Source organism: Pontibacter sp. FD36 (genome assembly GCF_015686655.1).
Lineage (GTDB): Bacteria > Bacteroidota > Bacteroidia > Cytophagales > Hymenobacteraceae > Pontibacter.
Genome location: NZ_JADPMP010000005.1, coordinates 81,176 through 101,498, shown reverse-complemented (window position 1 = coordinate 101,498; position 20,323 = coordinate 81,176). Strand labels below are relative to the sequence as shown.

Genomic DNA, 20,323 nt, shown 5'->3' with positions numbered 1-20,323 from the left:
GCTAAGCATGAATGGGTACAGTGCCAAATGGTATAGATAAAAAACTATAAATCCCGTATGGCATAATCACACCTGAATCTTCTATCTTTGCAGCATGGCGACACAAGAGAAAACCCCTGTAGAAAACGCACAATTAAAAGATATCATCTCGCACGCAAAGGAGTACGGTTTCGTATTTCCGTCAAGCGAGATTTACGATGGTCTGCAAGCCGTGTACGATTACGGCCAGATGGGCGTAGAGCTGAAGAACAACCTCAAAAACCTGTGGTGGAAGTCCATGACGCAGCTGCACCAGAACGTGGTAGGTATAGACGCCGCCATTTTCATGCACCCGCTCACCTGGAAAGCCTCGGGCCACATCGACAGCTTCAACGACCCGATGATTGACAACAAGGACTCGAAGAAGCGCTACCGCGCCGACGTGCTGATCGAAGAGAAAGCTGCCCAGTACGAAGCCGATGGCCACTACGACAAAGCCAGCGAACTGCTCGTGGAAATGGGCAAGCTGCTCGGTGCTGAAGAGCTTGACGCGGTACGTGAGTTGATCATCCGTGAAGACATTAAATGCCCGATCTCCGGTACTACCAACTGGACTGAGGTACGTCAGTTCAACCTGATGTTCTCGACGCAAGTAGGTTCTGTGGCCGAAGATTCAAGCACCATTTACCTGCGTCCTGAAACGGCACAGGGTATATTCGTGAACTTCCTCAATGTGCAGAAGACCGGCCGCATGAAGGTACCATTTGGTATCGCGCAGATCGGTAAGGCTTTCCGTAACGAGATTGTGGCGCGTCAGTTCATTTTCCGTATGCGGGAGTTTGAGCAGATGGAAATGCAGTTCTTCGTGCGCCCTGGCACGGAGATGGAGTGGTACAACACCTGGAAAGAGAACCGCAAGAAATGGCACCAAGCTATCGGTATACCTGCCGACAGCCTCCGTTACCACGACCACGAAAAGCTGGCCCACTACGCCAACGCCGCCGTGGACATCGAGTTCAAGTTTCCGTTCGGTTTCAAGGAAGTTGAGGGTATACACTCCCGTACCGACTTTGACCTGACGCAGCACCAAGAGCTGAGCCGTAAGAAAATGCAGTACTTCGACAACGACCTGAACGAGGACGGCAAACCATACGGCAACTACATCCCTTATGTGGTGGAGACATCGGTAGGCGCCGACCGCCTGTTCCTGATGACTCTGTGCAGTGCTTATACCGAAGAGGAAATCACCGAAGGCGACTCCACCAAGAGCCGTACCTTCCTGAAATTCCATCCGGCACTTGCTCCTGTGAAAGCCGCTATTTTGCCACTGACAAAGAAAGACGGTCTGCCAGAGAAAGCGACCGAGATCTTCAACTCGTTGCGCTATGACTTCAACATGATCTACGAAGAGCGTGACTCCATCGGCAAGCGCTATACCCGTCAGGACCTAATCGGTACCCCATTCTGTATCGCTGTAGACCACCAGACGCTGGAGGACAACACAGTAACCGTTCGAGACCGTGACTCACGTGAGCAAGTGCGCATGCCAATCAGTGAGTTGCATAGTTACATAGACAAAGCCGTTAACTTTAAGAGCATATTTGAGAAGCTTTCCTAAGGTATAGGTATAGCACTCAGTAATCAGAACAGCCTGTGACTTAAGTGTTACAGGCTGTTTTGTTTTGAAGATATACATATTTGGTATTTGTAATCTATATCTTGTTTTGGTCCATATTTGTCCTAAAATGCATGGAAGTGCTATTTTTATGTTAAACAAAGCCATGTTTCATGTGGAAAAATGGTCTTAAGAAAGTAAGAATTTTGAAATTAGTGAATTGATAATCAGCGAGAAGTATTCTAATGTGTTGCAATTTATGCACGCAGATATAGCTGAAAAGATTATTATGACTGGCTGCAAGGTTTTTTAGGTATAGCAGATGTGAAAATCTATAACTAATGAATGTGCAAAAGACAGCGTGTATAAACCTGTAGGAGACTAACGCTCAATACAAAACAAAGGAGGCAAACCAGGAGTTATACACGTATGTACCATTAAACCAAAAGCTATGGCAAATACATCAAAATCGAAGAACAGCTCTGAAAAAGACCCATGTTGGAAAGGCTACGAACAAGTGGGGATGAAGGAAAAGGATGGCAAACAGGTGCCGAATTGTGTACCTGAAAGCAAGTCTTCTAGCTCGTCATCAAGCTCCAGTAAAAAGAAATAATTTACATCTACATAAAGAATCAAAAGCCCCTGCCAGATAAGCAGGGGCTTTTGATTCTTTATGTATCCCCTTAAGGACAAGTGAGAACTGGAGTTCGAAACTTGCGTCCGTAGTCAATAGGGGTGCTGATTCGGTCTTTAAACGCGCTTAGTTGGCCTGTTTGCATTTCCCCATACTTGAAACACCACTCTGCGCTCCCCTCAAGGGTAGGGCTGTTTCATTCAAAAAAGCTTACTCATAAATCACTGTCATTCTGTTAAGAAACTTGGTTAGAGGGGTGATAAGCCTATGCTACCTGCGAAAAAGATTCTTTCAGAATGACAAAAATAGATTGAATGAAACGACCTTACCGTCAAGGGGAGGATTTGCTAGAGTGAAGCGAACTTTCTGTTTGGTCGTGATTTGCTTTTTATACCTGCACATGCTATTTAATCCTAACAATCAAGTACTAGGGGCCATACAGCCCTAATCGAAGTCCCCCGAAAAATTAAAATTCCGTACCTTTGCCGCATTATTGGGTACCATGTGGAATAAGATTGCCATTTTCATAATCAAAAACAGGCTGAGGCTCCTTATCCTGTTAGCGTTGCTTACTGCGTTTATGGGCTACAAGGCCAAAGACGCAGAGATGTCGTACGATTTCGCCAATGTCGTGTCGCCCGACGACCCCGACATGGTGTACTTCCAGCGATTCAAGGAGACCTTTGGTGAGGATGGCAACATTCTGGTAGTGGGCATGCAAAGCCCCAAGGCCTACAAACTCGATAACTTCCGCGAGCTCAAAAGCCTGTCAGACCAGCTGAACACGGTAGATGGTGTGAAAGCCGTTATCTCGCTGCCGAATCTGATTCAGGTTGTAAAAGACACCGCTGACCGCAAATTCACTACGGCGCCGATTTTCAACCCCATGCCCCAGACGCAGACACAACTCGACAGTATGCTGCGGGTGGTGCGAAATCAGGGCTTCTACGACGGGCAAATCATCAACAAGAAGACAGGCGCTACTTTGCTGGCCGTTACCGTTGGCCCTGACTATCTGAACTCGGCACGTCGGGTAAAGGTGATGGACGATGTGATGGCCCATACCGAGGCCTTTGCCAAGGATACAGGTATAAAGCTGCATTATGCGGGACTGCCATTCGTACGGGCGGTCATGACGACCAAGGTAGCCGCCGAGATGAAGATGTTCCTGATTCTGGCCTTGCTCGTGACAGGCATTACGCTCTTCATCTTTTTCCGCTCGTTCTACGCCGTAATCTTCCCGCTCCTGATGATTAGCATGGTGGTAGTGTGGGTGCTCGGCACACTGGCTATGCTTGATTACAAAATATCGCTTCTCACGGGGCTTATACCTGCCATTCTGGTCGTGATAGGTATACCGAATACGACCTACCTCCTTACCCGCTACCACTACGACTACCGCCGACATGGCAACAAAATCATGGCGTTGGCGCGGGTGATTAGCAAGATCGGTGTAGTGAACTTGGTGACGAACACCACCACGGCCATCGGCTTTATCGTGTTCACCTTCACACATGTGGCCATACTGTATGAATTCGGTGTTGTGGCGGGTATCAACATCTTCGTAACGTACATCATCAGCATTGTGCTAATACCGGTGGTATTCTCGTACCTGCCGCCGCCTACGCCACGGCAGCTGCGGCACCTCGACGCCAAGCCACTCAACAAGTTTCTGGAGTTTCTAGACCATCTGGTGCACCATAAGCGGCACCTAGTTTACTTCTTTACCATTGTGGCGCTGGCCGCTTCGTTCTGGGGTATCTACAAGGTGAAGACGGTTTCGTACATGGTCGATGACCTGCCCGAGGAGAGTAGCGTGAATGCGGACTTGGCTTTCTTTGAGCACCACTTCAGCGGGGTCATGCCACTCGAGATTATCGTGGACACAGGTATAAAGCAAGGCGTGATGCGGCTGCCGAACCTGAACAAACTCAACCAGCTCGAAGACTTCCTGCGCACGCAGCCTATCCTGTCAGCGCCCATCTCCATCGTGGGGCTGGTGAAGACAGCAACGCAGGCGTTCTACGAAGGGGACCCAGGCTCGTACCGCTTGCCTGACAACACGGAGCGCAACTTTGTGTTCAGCTACCTGGCCAAGCAAGATGGTGGCGACAACCAGCGACTCTTGCGCTCGTTCGTAGACAGCACTGGTCAGACGGCCCGTATCTCGCTGAAAGTAGCCGACGCGGGCTCCCGAGAGCTCGACACGCTTATCATCAGCAAAATAAAACCCGAACTGCGCGACATCTACGGTGGCGAGGGCGTGACCGTGACGGAGGAGGGCAACACCATGACCTTTACCCGCGACGAGACGGGCGCCGAAACCAAGGTGAGCCTGACGGGAACGACGCTCCTGTTCATCAAAGGAAACGAATACTTAATCAACAACCTGCGCTCGAGCCTAGTGCTGGCCTTTGTGTTGGTAACTATTGTCATCGCTTTGTTGTTTAAGTCGGCGAGGGTAGTGATTATTTCGGTGATTCCCAACATGATACCGCTTTTGATTGCAGGCGGACTGATGGGGGTTTTCAACATACCGCTAAAGCCGAGCACAGCGCTGATTTTCAGTATTGCGCTAGGTATAGCCATCGACGACTCGATTCACTTTCTGGCCAAGTACCGCAGCGAATTGCTGAGCAACGGGTTCCACGTAAGTCGCGCAATCACGACCAGTTTGACGGAAGCGGGCACGAGTATGATTTACACGTCCATCATCCTGTTCTTCGGTTTTGTGATCTTCGCTTTCTCCGAATTTGGCGGAACCAAGGCCCTAGGCGTGCTGATGTCGGTGAGTTTATTGATTGCATTATTCACAAACCTGATTATATTGCCAACTTTGCTGATGAGCTTTGATAGCGGCAAGTACAAGCGTGACCCATACGCCCTGATAGAGCACTACGACGAGTTCTATCTGGAGCACGAGGACGAGGAGCTTGACCTGAACCAGCTGAAGTTGAAATTACAAGACGAATTACCTGAAGAAGTAAGTGCTTAACATGGCAAAGTATAACGAATACAAAAATCTGAATTACGCCAAAGTAGGCGAAGATGTACTGGCATACTGGAAAGAACACAACATCTTCCAGCGGTCAGTTACGACAAGAGAGGGGCATAAGCCTTTCGTGTTTTATGAAGGACCGCCGTCGGCGAACGGTACGCCGGGCATACACCACGTGATGGCCCGCGCCGTGAAAGACATTTTCTGCCGCTACAAGACCCTGAAAGGCTTTCAGGTGAACCGCAAAGGCGGCTGGGATACGCACGGTCTGCCCGTAGAACTGCAGGTAGAAAAGGAGCTGGGTATCACGAAAGAGGATATCGGCAAGAAGATAACGGTAGAGGAGTACAACCAGCGCTGCCGCGAAACGGTGATGCGTTTCAAGAGCCAGTGGGACGACCTGACCGAGAAGATGGGCTACTGGGTGGACCTTGACAATCCGTACATCACCTTCGAGAACGAATACATCGAGTCGATATGGGCCCTTTTGAAGCGCCTGTACGACAAAGGCTTTTTATACAAGGGTTACACCATCCAGCCATACTCGCCGGGCGCAGGCACGGGTTTGAGCTCGCACGAACTCAACCAGCCGGGTTGCTACAAGATGGTGAAGGATACGACCATTGTGGCGCAGTTCGAGGTGAAGAAAATCACCCGCAACATGTTCCTGTTCGAGTACGAGGAGGAAAAAGTGTTCTTCTTAGCTTGGACGACCACCCCTTGGACGCTTCCTGCGAACACTGCCTTGGCGGTGGGCAAAGGCATTAAGTACGTGAAAGTGCGTACCTACAACCCCTATACCTACGAGCCGATTTCGGTGATTCTGGCCAAGGACCTCGTGAGCCGCTTCTTCAATCCGAAGGCAGACGGCATTCCGTTGACAGAGTATAGCTCGGGCGATAAGCTGATTCCTTACAAGATAGTTGAAGAGTTTATCGGTGCCGATTTGGCAGGGGTGGAGTATCACCAGCTGATGCCATACGTGCAGCCAGAAAAGCCCGCTTTCCGCGTAGTGGTAGGCGATTTCGTGACGACGGAAGACGGTACGGGTATCGTACACATCTCGCCAACGTTCGGTTCGGATGACTTTAGGGTAGCTGCCCAGAACGACATACCTGCACTGTTGGTAGAGGACGAGAACGGCAAGCCATCGCCGCTCGTGGACAAGCAAGGACGCTTCGTGAAGGAAGTAACCGACTTTGCGGGCATGTACGTGAAGAACTACACAGGCGAGGACGAGTCGGCCGCTGATTACAAGCCGACCGACGTCCTGATTGCCATCAAACTGAAAGAAGAGGGCAGAGCCTTTAAAGTAGAGAAATACGAGCACACCTACCCGCATTGCTGGAGAACTGATAAGCCGGTGCTTTACTATCCGCTGGATAGCTGGTTCATCAAGACCACTGCTGTAAAGGATAGACTGATTGAGCTCAACAAGACCATCAACTGGAAACCGGAGTCAACAGGTACAGGCCGTTTCGGTAACTGGCTCGAGAATCTGGTGGACTGGAACCTGTCGCGCTCGCGCTACTGGGGTACGCCGCTGCCTATCTGGAGAACAGAGGACGGCGAGGAGGAGATCTGCATTGGCTCTATCCAGCAACTAAGCGACGAGATAGACCGTGCCGTGGACGCTGGCTTTATGGAGGCTTCCGTGGAGATAAACGACCTGCACCGTCCGTATGTGGACAACATCGTGCTGGTGAGCCACTCCGGAAAGCCAATGCACAGAGAGACAGACCTGATCGACGTTTGGTTCGACTCGGGCGCCATGCCTTATGCACAGTGGCACTACCCGCTGGAGAACAAGGAAATATTCGAACAGAACTTCCCGGCCGACTACATTGCCGAGGGTGTTGACCAGACGCGCGGCTGGTTCTTTACGCTGCACGCACTGGCTGTAATGCTGGAAGACAGCGTGGCCTACAAGAACGTAATCGCCAACGGTCTGGTGCTCGACAAGAATGGCAACAAGATGAGCAAGCGCCTTGGCAATGCCATCGACCCGTTCGAGATGATCGGCAAGTACGGCCCGGACGCTGTGCGCTGGTACATGATTGCCAATGCGCCGCCTTGGGACAACCTGAAGTTCAACCCGGAGGGTGTGGTAGAGACACAGCGCCGTTTCTTCGGTACGCTGCAGAATACCTACTCTTTCTTCGCGCTATATGCCAACCTGGACAACTTCACGTTCGCCGAGGACGAAGTGCCATTGGAGCGCAGAACAGAAAGCGACCGCTGGATTATCTCGAAGCTGAACACATTAGTTGCCGACGTAGATACTTTCCTAGAAGACTACGACCCGACTCGTGCCGCTCGTGCGATACAAGATTTTGTGGTGGACGACCTGAGCAACTGGTACGTGCGCTTGAACCGCAAGCGTTTCTGGAAAGGCGAGTACAACGAAGACAAAATGGCCGCTTACCAGACACTCTATACCTGTTTGGAGACCATCGCCAAACTGGCGTCGCCTATCGCGCCGTTCTACGCCGAGCAACTCTACCGCGACCTGAATGCGGTGAGCGGCAAGCACAAAGAGGAATCGGTGCATTTGGCTTATTATCCAGAAGTAGAACACACGGCCATCGACAAGGATTTGGAAGAGCGTATGGCGCTGGCCCAAACCATCTCGTCGCTGGTACACTCGTTGCGCAAGAAGCACTTCATCAAGGTGCGTCAGCCGCTGCGGCGTATCCTGATACCTGTGCTTAATGATAAGACGCGTCAGCAAATTCAGGCGGTGGAAGACCTGATCATGAGTGAGGTGAACATCAAGCATGTGGAGTACATTGACGATACGTCGGGCATTCTCGTGAAGAAGATCAAGCCGAACTTCAAAAAACTGGGTCAGGTATTTGGTCCGAAGATGAAGCTGGTGGCTGCGGCCGTGCAGCAAATGAATCAGGACGACATCGCGCACCTGGAGCGTGAGGGAGGTATAGAACTGCAGATAAGCGACGAGGAAACCGCCGTATTGACGCCGGAAGACGTGGAAATCTCTTCGGAGGACATCCCGGGCTGGTTGGTAGCAAGCGAAGGCAAGCTGACCGTGGCGCTAGACGTGACTATCACTGAAGAGTTGAAACAGGAAGGCATCGCCCGCGAACTGGTAAACCGTATTCAGAATCTGCGCAAAGACAGCAACCTAGAGGTGCAGGACAAGATACACATCGTGCTGCAGGCCTCGGTACCAGAGGTAAACGCCGCTGTGGAAAACTTCCGCGACTACATTCAGGCCGAAACACAGGCATTGAGCCTTGAACTGGCTGACAATGTGGTAGATGGCACTATCTTGGAGGTGGATGATTACCAAGTGAATATCCGCATTCGCACCGAAGCGATAGTTGCATAAATCAAAAGCCCTAGCTGTATAAATGGCTAGGGCTATACCTTATACCTTTATCCTGCAGTGACGAATAAACTTACTGCAGCCTAATTGACGAAACATGAAATATTGGAAGTACTACCTGGTGGCCCTGATTGTCATCATCATCGACCAAGCTGTGAAGCTTATCGTGCATTACAACATGGAAATGGGTATGCCAGGCGAAATCGTGCTCCTGGGCGATTGGCTGAAACTGCACTATACCCTGAACCCAGGTATGGCTTTCGGCGTGCAGCTCGGCTCTGACTATGGCAAGCTGATTTTGTCATTATTCCGCTTGGTAGCGGTATTTGGTATTGCCTATTACATTTATCACCTTGTCCAGACGAAAGCACCGAAAGGTTTAATCTGGTGCATTGGCCTGATTCTGGGCGGCGCCATCGGCAACTTGATTGACAGTACTTTCTACGGTGTGTTGTTTGATAACCATCCTTATGGATCCCCAACGCCGTGGTTCCATGGGCAGGTAATCGATATGTTCTATTTTGATATCTGGGAAGGTATCGTTCCGAATTGGGTTCCGATTTTAGGCGGCAAACCTATGTCCTTATGGCCAATCTTTAATGTAGCAGACTCGGCTATCTTCATTGGTGTGCTGATCATCCTCTTTAACCAGAAGCGCTTCTTCGCACATTATGACGAGCCGGCTAAGCAACCAGCGGCTGAGCAACAGGGATTCTAAGGTATAGGTATAAGTAAACAGAGAGGCGGCTGTTCCATGTGGAGCAGCCGCCTCTTTTTATTGTTACAAAAAGAAGGTACTATAAGATACCCAACCGCTCCAGTCTTTCCCTTAAATCCTCCGGTGAGGTGAAATGGATCGACTCAATTCCTAATTGCTCGGCAGCTTTGATATTGCGCAGGTTGTCATCAATGAAAAGTGCTTCATTAGGCTGCACCTTATACCTGTTGAGCAAGGTATGGTAAAAGCTGTGATTGGGCTTGCGGTCTTTCTCAGCACCCGAAACAACAATCCCATCGAACCAACTTAGGAAGTCATAGCGCTCCAGCGCAATTGGGAAGAGCTCCGCTGACCAGTTGGTGAGGGCGTAAAACTTGTGTTCACCACGGTTCTTCATCTCTCGGAAAATCTCGACAGTGCCTTCAATCGGGCCACCCAGCATTTCTTCCCAGCGACCGTAGTAGGCTCTGATATACTCTTCGTGCTCTGGATGTTTTGCGATCAGGTATTCATCGGCTTCCTTTATGGTGCGGCCACCATCCTGTTCTTCGTTCCACTCAAACGTGCAGACATTCTCCAGGAAGTGCAGCATTTGTGCTTCGTCATCGAATATTTTGCGGTAGAGGTGATGGGGGTTCCAATCGATCAGCACAGCGCCAAGATCCCAAATGATGGTGCTTTTAGTATTTGTTTCAGTAGAGGTACTGTTACCTGTAAGCGTGTTTTCAGAAGTGTTTTTCATATGTTTTAGCGTCAATCTTAAATGTACTGCGAAAAACGAAAACAAGAAAGATATCGCAATCATTCAAAAAAGGTTATTTTTACCAGAAGCACCTTATTCCTATACCTTTGTCTATACCTACGCCTATACTGCAGGTCACGGATCTGAAAACTACTTTCACTACACGCCAAGGTATAGTGCACGCGGTGGAAGGAGTTTCTTTTACAGTATATGCAGGGGAGGCAGTAGCGATTGTTGGTGAATCGGGATCAGGAAAGACAGTGACGGCATTGTCGCTGATGCAACTGCTCGACTCGAATGCGCAGGTAGGAGGGAAGGCGGTTTTTCAGTCGCAGTGCCTTGGGGAGGTGGACTTGCTGCAGTTAGCCGAAAAGCAGTTGCAACAAATCCGAGGGCGTGAGATGGGGATGATTTTTCAGGACCCGATGTCGTCGCTCAACCCCGTCTATACCTGTGGACAACAGGTGGCGGAGGTACTCCTGTGGCACCTGAAAATTTCTAAAAAAGAGGCAAAGGAACGTGTATTACATCTTTTTGAGCAAGCTAAGCTTCCGAGGCCCGGGCAAATTTACGATAGTTATCCACATCAGATTTCGGGCGGGCAGAAGCAACGTGTCATGATTGCCATGGCCATGGCCTGTGAGCCCGCTATCCTGATAGCCGACGAGCCAACCACTGCGTTGGACGTAACAGTGCAGGCCCGCATGCTCTCCTTGATTGACGAACTGCGGGTGAAGCAAAACATGACAGTGCTATTCATTAGCCACGACTTAGGCGTAGTGGCCGAAGTAGCCGACCGGGTGCTGGTGATGTACAAAGGCCGTATTGTAGAGCAGGGCAAAGTGCTCGATATCTTTACCAACCCGCAGCACCCCTATACCAAAGGCCTGTTGGCCTGCCGCCCCACACTGCGCATCAAGTCGCAAGCCAAACTGCCGACGGTGGCTGATTTCATGGAGGAGGATGCGCAAGGTAACGTTCGCGAGAAGCAGCCGCAGGTATACGAACCGTCATTGGTGGATGTGGTGAATGCTTATGTAGGGACGGTCTCAGATATAAAACAACAGCGTGACAATAGCCAGAGACCCCCATTGCTGCAGGTGCAGGACCTGCAGGTGCATTTCCCGATAAAGAAAGGAATCTTTTCCCGCACCACAGGTCATGTAAAAGCCGTGGACGGGGTGAGCTTTGAAGTGAAGCACGGCGAAACGATTGCATTGGTTGGCGAGTCGGGGAGTGGCAAGACGACGCTAGGGCGGGCTATCTTGCGACTGGTGGAGCCTACGGCAGGGAGCGTGCTATTTGAGGAAACGGATATCGCCAGTATGAATGCGGAGACCCTGCGCCAAAACCGCCGCCATTTCCAGATGATTTTCCAGGACCCCTATACCTCGCTCAACCCCATGCATACCGTAGGCGAAGCTATCCTGGAGCCAATGCGTGTGCATAAACTGCACGGGAGCGACAAGGAACGCCGTTTGAAGATGGTGGAACTGCTTGAGAAAGTAGGTCTTATGGCCGAGCACGCGCAGCGTTATCCACAGGCCTTTTCGGGCGGGCAACGACAGCGCATCGCCATTGCACGGGCCCTGGCACTGCAACCCAAATTGTTGATTTGCGACGAATCAGTGTCGGCGCTGGATGTGTCAGTGCAGGCGCAGGTCCTCAATTTGCTCAACGAACTCAAGCGCGATTTCAACATGACCTACCTCTTCATCACCCATGACCTGGCCGTGGCCAAACACATGGCTGACCGCATATTGGTGATGCACGAGGGGCGCCTAGTGGAGCAGGGTATACCTACACAACTCTTCCAGAACCCGCAGCACGATTATACCCGAGCCTTGCTACAGGCTATACCTAGTGGTGAGCCCGAGGCCATTATGGCGGCGCAGGAGAAGCGAGCAACTCTGCAATCAGGTATAGCGCACTATCAGATATAGCCCCTATCAGGATTAATATACCTACCTATATAGCCCATATATAGACTTTTCTCTATAAATTCACCTGAAATTGAGTTGGGTTTAACCTTAGTCTGCCTTGTGGGCGTATAGAGGCTAAACTATTACAACCAATGATTGCAATGGCCTGAAGTGCGGTATACCTGTACCGGCCAATAGAAAGAAGATACATGAGAAGTAAAAGACCAAGCAAAAGCGGCAGAGATAAAGACAGCCGCAACGAAAAAGGCGGCTCCCGCAGAGGCGAGTCTTCGAGAAGAGAACCATCGGCCAGAAGCAATTCACGCAGAGGTGACGACCGCAGAGGTGGTGGTAAAGATAAGTCGGCCAAAGGCATCGTGCTGGAGATGTTCTCCAACAGCCCTGACACAGTGTTCACGCAGCGCCAGATTACCCGCAAGCTAGGCATCGTCGACAAAAAAGGACGTGACCAGTTGCAGGGAATACTAGTGAACTTGGTGCGCGAGAACAAACTGTTGCTGATAGACGGCGACAAGTACCAACTCAACCTGCGTGTCAACATTATCACAGGCCGCGTGGACCTGGCTAACAGCAAGTATGCCTACATTGTGTCAGAAGAGACAGAAGACGATGTGCGCGTGTTCCGCGAGCACCTAAAGTATGCCATGGACGGCGACGTCGTGAAAGTCGAAGTATTGCCGACCATGCAGGGAGGCCGTGCCGAAGGCATTGTGGTGGAAGTGCTCGAGCGCTCCCGCACCGAACTGGTAGGCATCATGGAGCTTTCCAAAAACTTCGGTTTCGTAGTCCCTGACTTCAAGAAGCTATACTTTGACGTGTTTGTAGGCGAACGCAACCTGAACGGGGCAGAGGCTGGCGACAAGGTACTGGTGAAGATCGTGGAATGGCCGAAGGAGCCGGGCAAGAACCCGACCGGCGAAGTGATTCGCGTGTTTGGTCCGGCTGGTGAGCATGAGGCGGAGATTCACTCAATCATGGCCGAGTTCGGACTACCGTTTGAATTCCCGGAGGCTGTGGAAGAAGAAGCCAATCAGATCTCAGACAAGATACCGGCAGGCGAAATTGCCAAGCGCCGCGACATGCGTGATGTCACTACCTTCACCATCGACCCTGCTGACGCCAAAGACTTTGATGATGCCCTCTCCATACAGAAACTAGAGAATGGCAACTGGGAAATCGGCGTACACATTGCCGACGTGACCCACTACGTGCACCCGCGCAGCCTACTTGAGAAGGAGGCTTTCCACAGAGCCACTTCGGTATACCTTGTGGATAGAACCATCCCGATGTTGCCTGAGAGGCTCTCAAACGGCCTTTGCTCACTCAGACCAAACGAAGAGAAATTCACGTTCTCGGTAGTGTTTGAAATCGACGACAACGGTAAACTGTACGATACCTGGTATGGTCGCACAGTAACCTACTCTGACCGCCGCTTTGCTTATGAAGAGGCGCAGGAACGTATTGAGACAGGCGAGGGAGACTTTGCTGAAGAGATCAATGTCCTGAACAACATTGCCAAAAAACTACAGGCCAAGCGCTTTAAAAATGGCGCCATTAGCTTTGAAACCACGGAGGTGAAGTTCAAGCTGGATGAGAACGGCAAGCCACTTTCCATTTATGTGAAGGAGCGCAAAGACGCCCACAAGCTGATCGAAGAGTTCATGCTGTTGGCAAACAAAAAGGTGGCTGAGTTTGTCTACAACAAAGGCAAAGGCAAGAAGCGCCCGACCATGGTATACCGTACGCACGGCTCCCCAGACCCCGACAAACTGAATACGTTCTCTGTTTTCGCCCGCAAGTTCGGCTATAAGGTGGACCCTGATGGAGATATCTCTGAGGAACTGAACAACCTGACACACGAAATCGAGGGCAAGCCGGAACAGAGCGTACTGCAGAACCTGGCGATCCGTACGATGGCCAAAGCCAAGTATAGCACCGAGCCCGAAGGGCACTTCGGTCTGGCGTTCGATCACTACTCGCACTTTACGTCGCCGATTCGCCGTTACCCGGATATGATGGCACATCGCCTGTTGCAGCATTATCTGGACGGTGGTCAGTCGGAGGACAAAGAGGCTTTTGAAGAGCGCTGCCGCCATTCTTCAGTAATGGAGAAACGTGCCGCCGATGCCGAGCGTGCTTCCATTAAGTACAAGCAAGTGGAGTTCATGAAGGACACCATTGGCAATCAGTACAAAGGAATTGTGTCTGGTGTGACAGAATGGGGTATATTTGTGGAGATTGAAGAGAACAAGTGCGAAGGTATGGTGCGCCTGTCGAGTCTGAACGACGACTACTACGAACTGGACGCCAACAACTACCGCATCATTGGTCGTCAGTCGAAACGTATTATCTCGTTTGGTGACGAGGTGATGGTCGAGATCGTAAGCGCCAACATGGCCGAGCGCACCATCGACATGGAACTGGTAGAAACCCTTAAAACACATTAACACCCCTGTGGATATCACGCAGCTTTCAACCCAGCTTAACCAAACTCTGAATACCCTCCGCTACGGCAACGAGCCTGCGGAATTGTACGAGCCTATCCGCTACATCATGTCCTTGGGCGGAAAGCGAATAAGGCCCTTACTGGTGCTTCTGGCTGCAAAAATGTATGATGATGATGTGGAAAACGTGCTATTGCCCGCTGCGGCAGTAGAGGTTTTCCACAACTTCACGCTCATGCACGACGACATCATGGACAAGGCCCCACTGCGCCGCGGCAACCCCACTGTGCATGAGAAGTGGGATGCCAACACGGCCATCCTGAGTGGCGACGTGATGCTGGTGCGCGCTTACGAAATGATGCTGGGTATAGCACCCGACAAACTGGGCAAGGTGCTGCAGCTCTTCAGCAAAACAGCCGCCGAGGTATGCGAAGGCCAGCAACTCGACATGAACTTTGAGCAGCGTGAGTTAGTAAGCATCGAAGAGTACATCCAGATGATTACGCTCAAAACAGCTGTGCTCCTGGGTTTCAGTCTGGAACTGGGTGCCATCCTGCAGGGAGCGCCCGACAGCGACGCTGAGCACCTGAAGCAATTCGGCGACAACGTAGGTATAGCCTTTCAGCTGCGCGACGATTTGCTTGACGTGTACGGCGACAAAGATAAGTTCGGCAAGCAGGTAGGCGGCGATATCCTCTCAGACAAAAAGACGTTCCTGATGCTCACGGCTTTGGAGCAGGCTAACAACGAGCAACTGCAAACCATCTTAGACTGGCGCGATAAAACCGATGCCGAGACGGCCGAAGAAAAGGTGCAAGCCATTACCGCTGTGTACGATCAGCTCAACATCCGCAAGCAAACCGAACAGCAAATCGACCACTATTTCCAACAGGCGCTGTATCACCTGGAGGCTGTGCAGGTGCCCATCGAGCGAAAAGCCACTATCCATGGCCTGGCTCTGCAGCTAATGGAAAGAGATAGTTAGGATTGTTAATTGTTAGATTGCTGGTTCGCAGCGAGCAGTTTTAGGTAAAGTAAGTCTTGCAAATAATGACCTTATACCTGAAAGCCTAATCGAAGACCCAAATCAATTTTTCGGCACACAACAAGAATTTGGTGCCGGCCAAAATCAAGCGTTTGAGCATATAAGGAATTCTTAATCCACTCAATCGCTAACTCACTCAATCACTCAATAGAAAAATGAGCGTTACCGTTATCCTGATCATCATTACAGTAGGTATATCCTGGTATGCCTGGAAGAATTACGAGCTGATGCAGAACTGGATCTTCCATCCTTATTCTGTAGCCAGTGACAATTCCTGGCACCGTTTCCTGACATCGGGTTTCCTGCATGCCGATTACACCCACCTGTTCTTCAACATGTTCACGCTGTTTTTCTTCGGCAATGCTGTTGAGATGACGTTTGGCGCTATTTTCGGAGATGTAACCGGTATCCTGATCTACATGCTGATCTACCTGGGCGGTATTATCGTGTCGGATATACCTACCTTTCTGAAGCATCGCCACGATCCATCTTACCGTGCCTTAGGTGCTTCTGGTGGAGTTGCTTCTGTCGTGTTTTCGAGCATCCTCTTTTACCCAACGCAGGATATCTGCCTTTATGCTATTCTCTGTATACCTGGTTTCATCCTGGGTATTCTATACCTGATGTACTCTTACTTCCAGGGCAAGCGAATGGGCGATAACATTAACCACGACGCACACTTTTACGGTGCGGTGTACGGTATGGTCATAAGCCTGGCCTTGGTACCAAAGGCAGGTCCTTTGTTTATTGAACAAATCAGCAACTGGCGTTTGCCTTTTTTATAGGGTAAGCTTAATTGCACTTTATTGGCCTGATTCTTAAAAATTAAAATCAGGCTGACAGGCGGTGAATTCCGTATAAATGCAAAAGACAAGCATTTGTACGGATGAAATCGAAACTATATTATATATACCTGGGAGTAGTACTTATTCTAGCCTTTCTTCTGGTTAGTAAGCCAGCCGCTGCGCAGAATGTCAGCCTGGAGCGTACTACTATTATGGAGTATGTTATTAACGAGCGGCCCTTGCTGGCCGAGCTTTTGACCACTGCAGGTATGGCGCCTGCTCTTTCTGGCAGCACCTCCTATACCTTATTGATGCCTCCTGAAGCACGCTTGCAAGAGCTGAAAGGCCAATCTGTTGAGAAAATACGCTCCATGATGGCCGTACACCTCGTCAAAGGGGCATTGGCAAGTACAGACTTCAAAGAGGGGAACTACTTACAGACTTATGGAGGAGAGAAGCTGTATGTGTGCCGTAAGAGAGACAATACCCTCCTGAACGGTGTGAAGTTGCGCACCACAGACACTGCCCTGCGAAATGGTATGGTGCACGAACTGGAAGGGATGTTACAACCTTAAAAACAGAAGATATCCTGTCTGAATTCTGGATTGCACCGTTTTACCCTTTATCAGCCTATTCATCCTTGAATAGGTATAAAGCATTTGGTAAGCGATTGCGTATGCTATACGAGAACTCTTCATGGATAGTAAGACGCACCATACCGACCCAACCACTAGGCAATATGTAGCTCGCAATAAGTGCTATGAGATAGCCTATGATGGCATCAGGAACCGAATATACTATAGTATATTGGGCTTTTGGAAGAACACAGACAGTATACCTGATTTCCTGAGTGATTGGGACAAGGCACTGCAACTGGTCTCCGAAGGCTTTACGCTCCTTATCGATATGCGTACCATGATCACCCACCCGCAGCAACTCAATAGTCTGCATGAAGAATCGCAGCGCAAAATGAAAGCAATTGGAGTGAGCAGGATTGCCAATGTTATGCCTGTTGACAAAATAGCCAATTTGCAGGTAAGCGATTTAGCAACTCGCAGCCATTTACCGCTTCACACCTTTGAGACCTGCGAAGCCGCAGAGCAGTGGCTAAATGAATCCGTGGTATAACACTGTGGTTCTCACTTAATTTTCTTTTCCTTCAGGTATTTTTTTCCTCTTCGCTTATCCTTACCTTTTGTAACCGTTTAGGTATAAATGTAGTTATAGCTACCAATTACCCCGTTTCGGTCAGGGTAGTATAGCCTATACCTTCTGTCTGGCAGCACATGCGGCTAGTCCTGTTCTTAACTTTTCTAGCATGACATACGAGATTGGAGTAGTTCTGTCTGTGATAGCGGTAGCTATAGTGCTTTTCGTCAGCGAGAAGCTCTCTATCGACACGACAGCCATTCTGGTCATGTCTCTTTTTATGGTGCTTGGCGTGCTTACGCCTGCCGAAGGCCTTGCTGGTTTCAGCAATCCCGCCACCATCACCGTTGCCTGCATGTTCGTTATCAGCACGGCCATCTTTAAATCGGGCGCACTAAGCAGCGTAGGAGTATTGCTCACGCGGGTGGGGCGTCGTAATTACCTGCTTTGTTTGCTGGCCGTGATGCTAGTGGCAGGTCTGCTTTCCGCGTTTATCAACGACACTGCTGTAGTAGCCCTGTTGATGCCCGTCGTGATACAGGTGGCACGGGACACGCGCATTAGCCCGGCCAAGTTGCTCATGCCGCTCTCGTTTGGAGCACTGCTAGGGGGCGTATGCACGCTCATCGGTACCTCCACTAACATTTTGGTAAGTGGTATAGCCGAGTCGCAGGGTGAGGCACCCATTGGCATGTTTGAGCTCACTGCAGCTGGCGTCTGGTTCCTGATTATTGGGGTGCTGTACATGCTTTTGGCGGGTCGTTTTTTGCTACCTAGCCGTAAGCTGGCTGATGACCTAACCGATGATTTTAATATGGGTGACTATCTGACCGAGATTGTTATCCAGCCTGAGTCTCCGTCGGCAGGTATGCCACTCAGCAGTTCCAGCCTGGTGCAGAACCTGGACATAGACGTGCTGCAGATCACACGCGACAAGTATTTGCTGAATGCCACACCCTACACCATGCTGCGTGTAGGCGATGTGCTGAAGGTGCGCTGCGATGTGGAGAAGCTCAAAAAGATGAAAGAGGAGAAGGGCATCAAGCTGAAATCAGAACGGAAGCTCAAAGAAGAAGACCTGAACAATACTTCTACAAAGCTTTACGAAGCGATTGTGACGCCTAATTCCTACATGGTAGATAAGTCCCTGAAGCAGCTTGACTTCAGAGCGCATAACCATGGCGCCACGGTGGTGGCAATACGACATCGCGACGAAATTCTGCATGAAAAACTGACCCACACCCGCCTATCGGCCGGTGACGTACTTTTGATTGCTGCCGACAAAGACCAGGCCCTGAACCTTCGCAACAATGAGGACATTCTGCTAATCTCGGAGACGGAGCGAAGCCAATACGATTACAGTAAGATCATACCGGTACTGCTGATAGGAGCTGGCGTTGTATTTACGGCCGCTACCGGACTGGCGCACATTGTGCTGAGTGCCCTGGTGGGTGTGGTGCTGCTGGTGCTGACCAAATGTATACGACTCGACGAACTCTACAAAGCCATTGAGTGGAAGGTGATCTTTATGTTGGCTGGAGTACTCTCCATGGGTACTGCGCTGGAAAAAACAGGAGCGGCCGGTCTGCTTTCAGGTTTTCTGGTGGACTCTATCGGCAGTTATGGGCCGCATGCTTTGCTATCTGCTTTTTTCTTTATCACGTTCATGTCTACCAACTTCATGTCGAACAATGCTACGGCGGCCTTGTTGGCACCAATCGCTATAGTGGCGGCTAAGGAGATGGGTGTAAGCGTACGACCTTTTCTGGTGGCGGTGACCTTCGCGGCCTCACTAAGCTTCATGACGCCTATGGGTTACCAGACCAATACCATGATTTACGGGCCTGGCAATTACAAATTTGTAGATTACCTGCGGGTAGGCACGCCCTTGAACATTCTTTTTTGGTTGCTGGCTTCGCTTATCATCCCGTTCTTCTTTCCGTTTTAAAACTGTTCCACGTGGGACAGAAGAGCAGGCTAATCGTATACATACTGTTTATACCATACCTTCGTAACTATGGGAGAAGACCTGTTCCTGATTTTTCTGGCAATTCTGAGTCTGGCCTGTGTGATACTGGTGTGGCATTTCATGGCGGAAGAAGAATAATCTAAAACTTTGCCCATCCTTACGCTCTATATGGCCTCACGCGTTTTATTCCTGGTTATTCTCCTGCTAATGATGGGTACATACGCCATGGCCCAGCCTAGTCAACGGCAGGTAACCCAGCAGCAGTTGATCTGGTACTCTTATAACAACACGCTCTTATTAAATTCCAACTGGTCATTTGGTACAGAATTGCATGAGCGACGGTTCCTCAATCCTGACAGGCATCATCAGTTCTTGGTACGTAACAGCATTCGCCGGAAAGTAGGGGAAGGCTGGGAAGCATCTGCAGGTTTCACCTATTTCCTCCAAAGTCCGAATGAGCCGGATGCCCTGGTGCGTCTTACCATCCCGGAGCTCCGGCCACACCTTCAACTTAACTACAACCAACCTCTAGGCAACTTGACCATTGCACACCGATACAGAGCAGAAAAGCGCTATTTCCGGAATGCCTCTGACGACAGGCTGACAAATGGCTATAATAGCAATTACAGATTTAGGTATAGGTTAGGGATAGAGTATAAGTTGGCAACGATTCGTGACCAACCGCTCAAGCTGAAAGTGAATAACGAAGTCTTTGTCAATGCAGGGAAAAGAATACTGTACAACAGATTTGACCAAAATCGCATCTATGCTGGCGTGAACTATGCTATCCTGGATAAGCTGGAGTTTGAGGCAGCTTATCAGCATTGGTACCAACAGCGCAGATCGGGTTATCAGTTCTACAACAGGCACATCATTAATCTGGCCATCTATCACAGAATCGATCTTAGCAAAAAAAGCGATAAAGAAGCGCAGTAGCTGTACCTATGCCAATT

At 50.1% G+C, this 20,323-nt stretch carries 14 protein-coding genes; 13 read left to right on the top strand and 1 reads right to left on the bottom strand.

The annotated features are described in order from the left end of the window. The first annotated feature begins 94 nt into the window (after positions 1-94). The 5 genes from I0P70_RS08330 to I0P70_RS08310 all read left to right on the top strand — a co-directional run bounded on the left by I0P70_RS08330 (position 95) and on the right by I0P70_RS08310 (position 9,293). A complete protein-coding gene (locus tag I0P70_RS08330) occupies positions 95-1,597 on the top strand; it encodes a glycine--tRNA ligase (RefSeq protein ID WP_196116517.1) in 1,503 nt (500 codons plus the stop codon). A 448-nt stretch (positions 1,598-2,045) separates the two neighbouring features. Further along, positions 2,046-2,207 (top strand): hypothetical protein, encoded by a 162-nt coding sequence (locus I0P70_RS08325; RefSeq protein WP_196116515.1) that lies wholly within the window; start codon positions 2,046-2,048, stop codon positions 2,205-2,207. Between the two features lie 601 nt (positions 2,208-2,808). Further along, on the top strand, positions 2,809-5,223 hold the full coding sequence (locus tag I0P70_RS08320; protein WP_230392074.1) for an RND family transporter: 2,415 nt from the start codon (positions 2,809-2,811) through the stop codon (positions 5,221-5,223). A 1-nt stretch (position 5,224) separates the two neighbouring features. Then, positions 5,225-8,578, top strand: a complete 3,354-nt coding sequence (gene ileS / locus I0P70_RS08315; protein ID WP_196116512.1) for an isoleucine--tRNA ligase — start codon at positions 5,225-5,227, stop codon at positions 8,576-8,578. 94 nt (positions 8,579-8,672) lie between these two features. After that, positions 8,673-9,293, top strand: a complete 621-nt coding sequence (locus tag I0P70_RS08310) for a lipoprotein signal peptidase (RefSeq protein WP_196116499.1) — start codon at positions 8,673-8,675, stop codon at positions 9,291-9,293. 79 nt (positions 9,294-9,372) lie between these two features. Here I0P70_RS08310 and I0P70_RS08305 read toward each other — a convergent pair whose 3' ends face one another. After that, complete coding sequence (locus I0P70_RS08305; RefSeq protein WP_196116497.1) at positions 9,373-10,035, bottom strand: HAD family phosphatase; 663 nt, start codon at positions 10,033-10,035, stop codon at positions 9,373-9,375. A 107-nt stretch (positions 10,036-10,142) separates the two neighbouring features. On the opposite strand from I0P70_RS08305, the gene I0P70_RS08300 reads away from it, so the two are divergent. From I0P70_RS08300 to I0P70_RS08265, 8 genes are all read left to right on the top strand, one after another. Further along, positions 10,143-11,978, top strand: a complete 1,836-nt coding sequence (locus I0P70_RS08300; protein ID WP_196116494.1) for an ABC transporter ATP-binding protein — start codon at positions 10,143-10,145, stop codon at positions 11,976-11,978. 188 nt (positions 11,979-12,166) lie between these two features. Next, positions 12,167-14,425 (top strand): ribonuclease R, encoded by a 2,259-nt coding sequence (rnr, locus tag I0P70_RS08295; protein ID WP_196116492.1) that lies wholly within the window; start codon positions 12,167-12,169, stop codon positions 14,423-14,425. Between the two features lie 7 nt (positions 14,426-14,432). After that, complete coding sequence (locus tag I0P70_RS08290) at positions 14,433-15,407, top strand: polyprenyl synthetase family protein (RefSeq protein ID WP_196116480.1); 975 nt, start codon at positions 14,433-14,435, stop codon at positions 15,405-15,407. Between the two features lie 215 nt (positions 15,408-15,622). After that, complete coding sequence (locus tag I0P70_RS08285) at positions 15,623-16,252, top strand: rhomboid family intramembrane serine protease (protein WP_196116478.1); 630 nt, start codon at positions 15,623-15,625, stop codon at positions 16,250-16,252. A gap of 101 nt (positions 16,253-16,353) precedes the next feature. Continuing rightward, positions 16,354-16,827 (top strand): fasciclin domain-containing protein, encoded by a 474-nt coding sequence (locus I0P70_RS08280; protein WP_196116461.1) that lies wholly within the window; start codon positions 16,354-16,356, stop codon positions 16,825-16,827. A gap of 121 nt (positions 16,828-16,948) precedes the next feature. Beyond that, a complete protein-coding gene (locus I0P70_RS08275) occupies positions 16,949-17,380 on the top strand; it encodes a hypothetical protein (RefSeq protein ID WP_196116459.1) in 432 nt (143 codons plus the stop codon). A gap of 190 nt (positions 17,381-17,570) precedes the next feature. Further along, the gene (locus I0P70_RS08270; protein WP_196116457.1) at positions 17,571-19,349 is read left to right on the top strand and encodes an SLC13 family permease; all 1,779 of its coding nucleotides are present in this window, start codon (positions 17,571-17,573) and stop codon (positions 19,347-19,349) included. Positions 19,350-19,517: 168 nt separating this feature from the next. After that, complete coding sequence (locus I0P70_RS08265; protein WP_196116454.1) at positions 19,518-20,306, top strand: DUF2490 domain-containing protein; 789 nt, start codon at positions 19,518-19,520, stop codon at positions 20,304-20,306. The last annotated feature ends 17 nt before the right edge of the window (positions 20,307-20,323 follow it).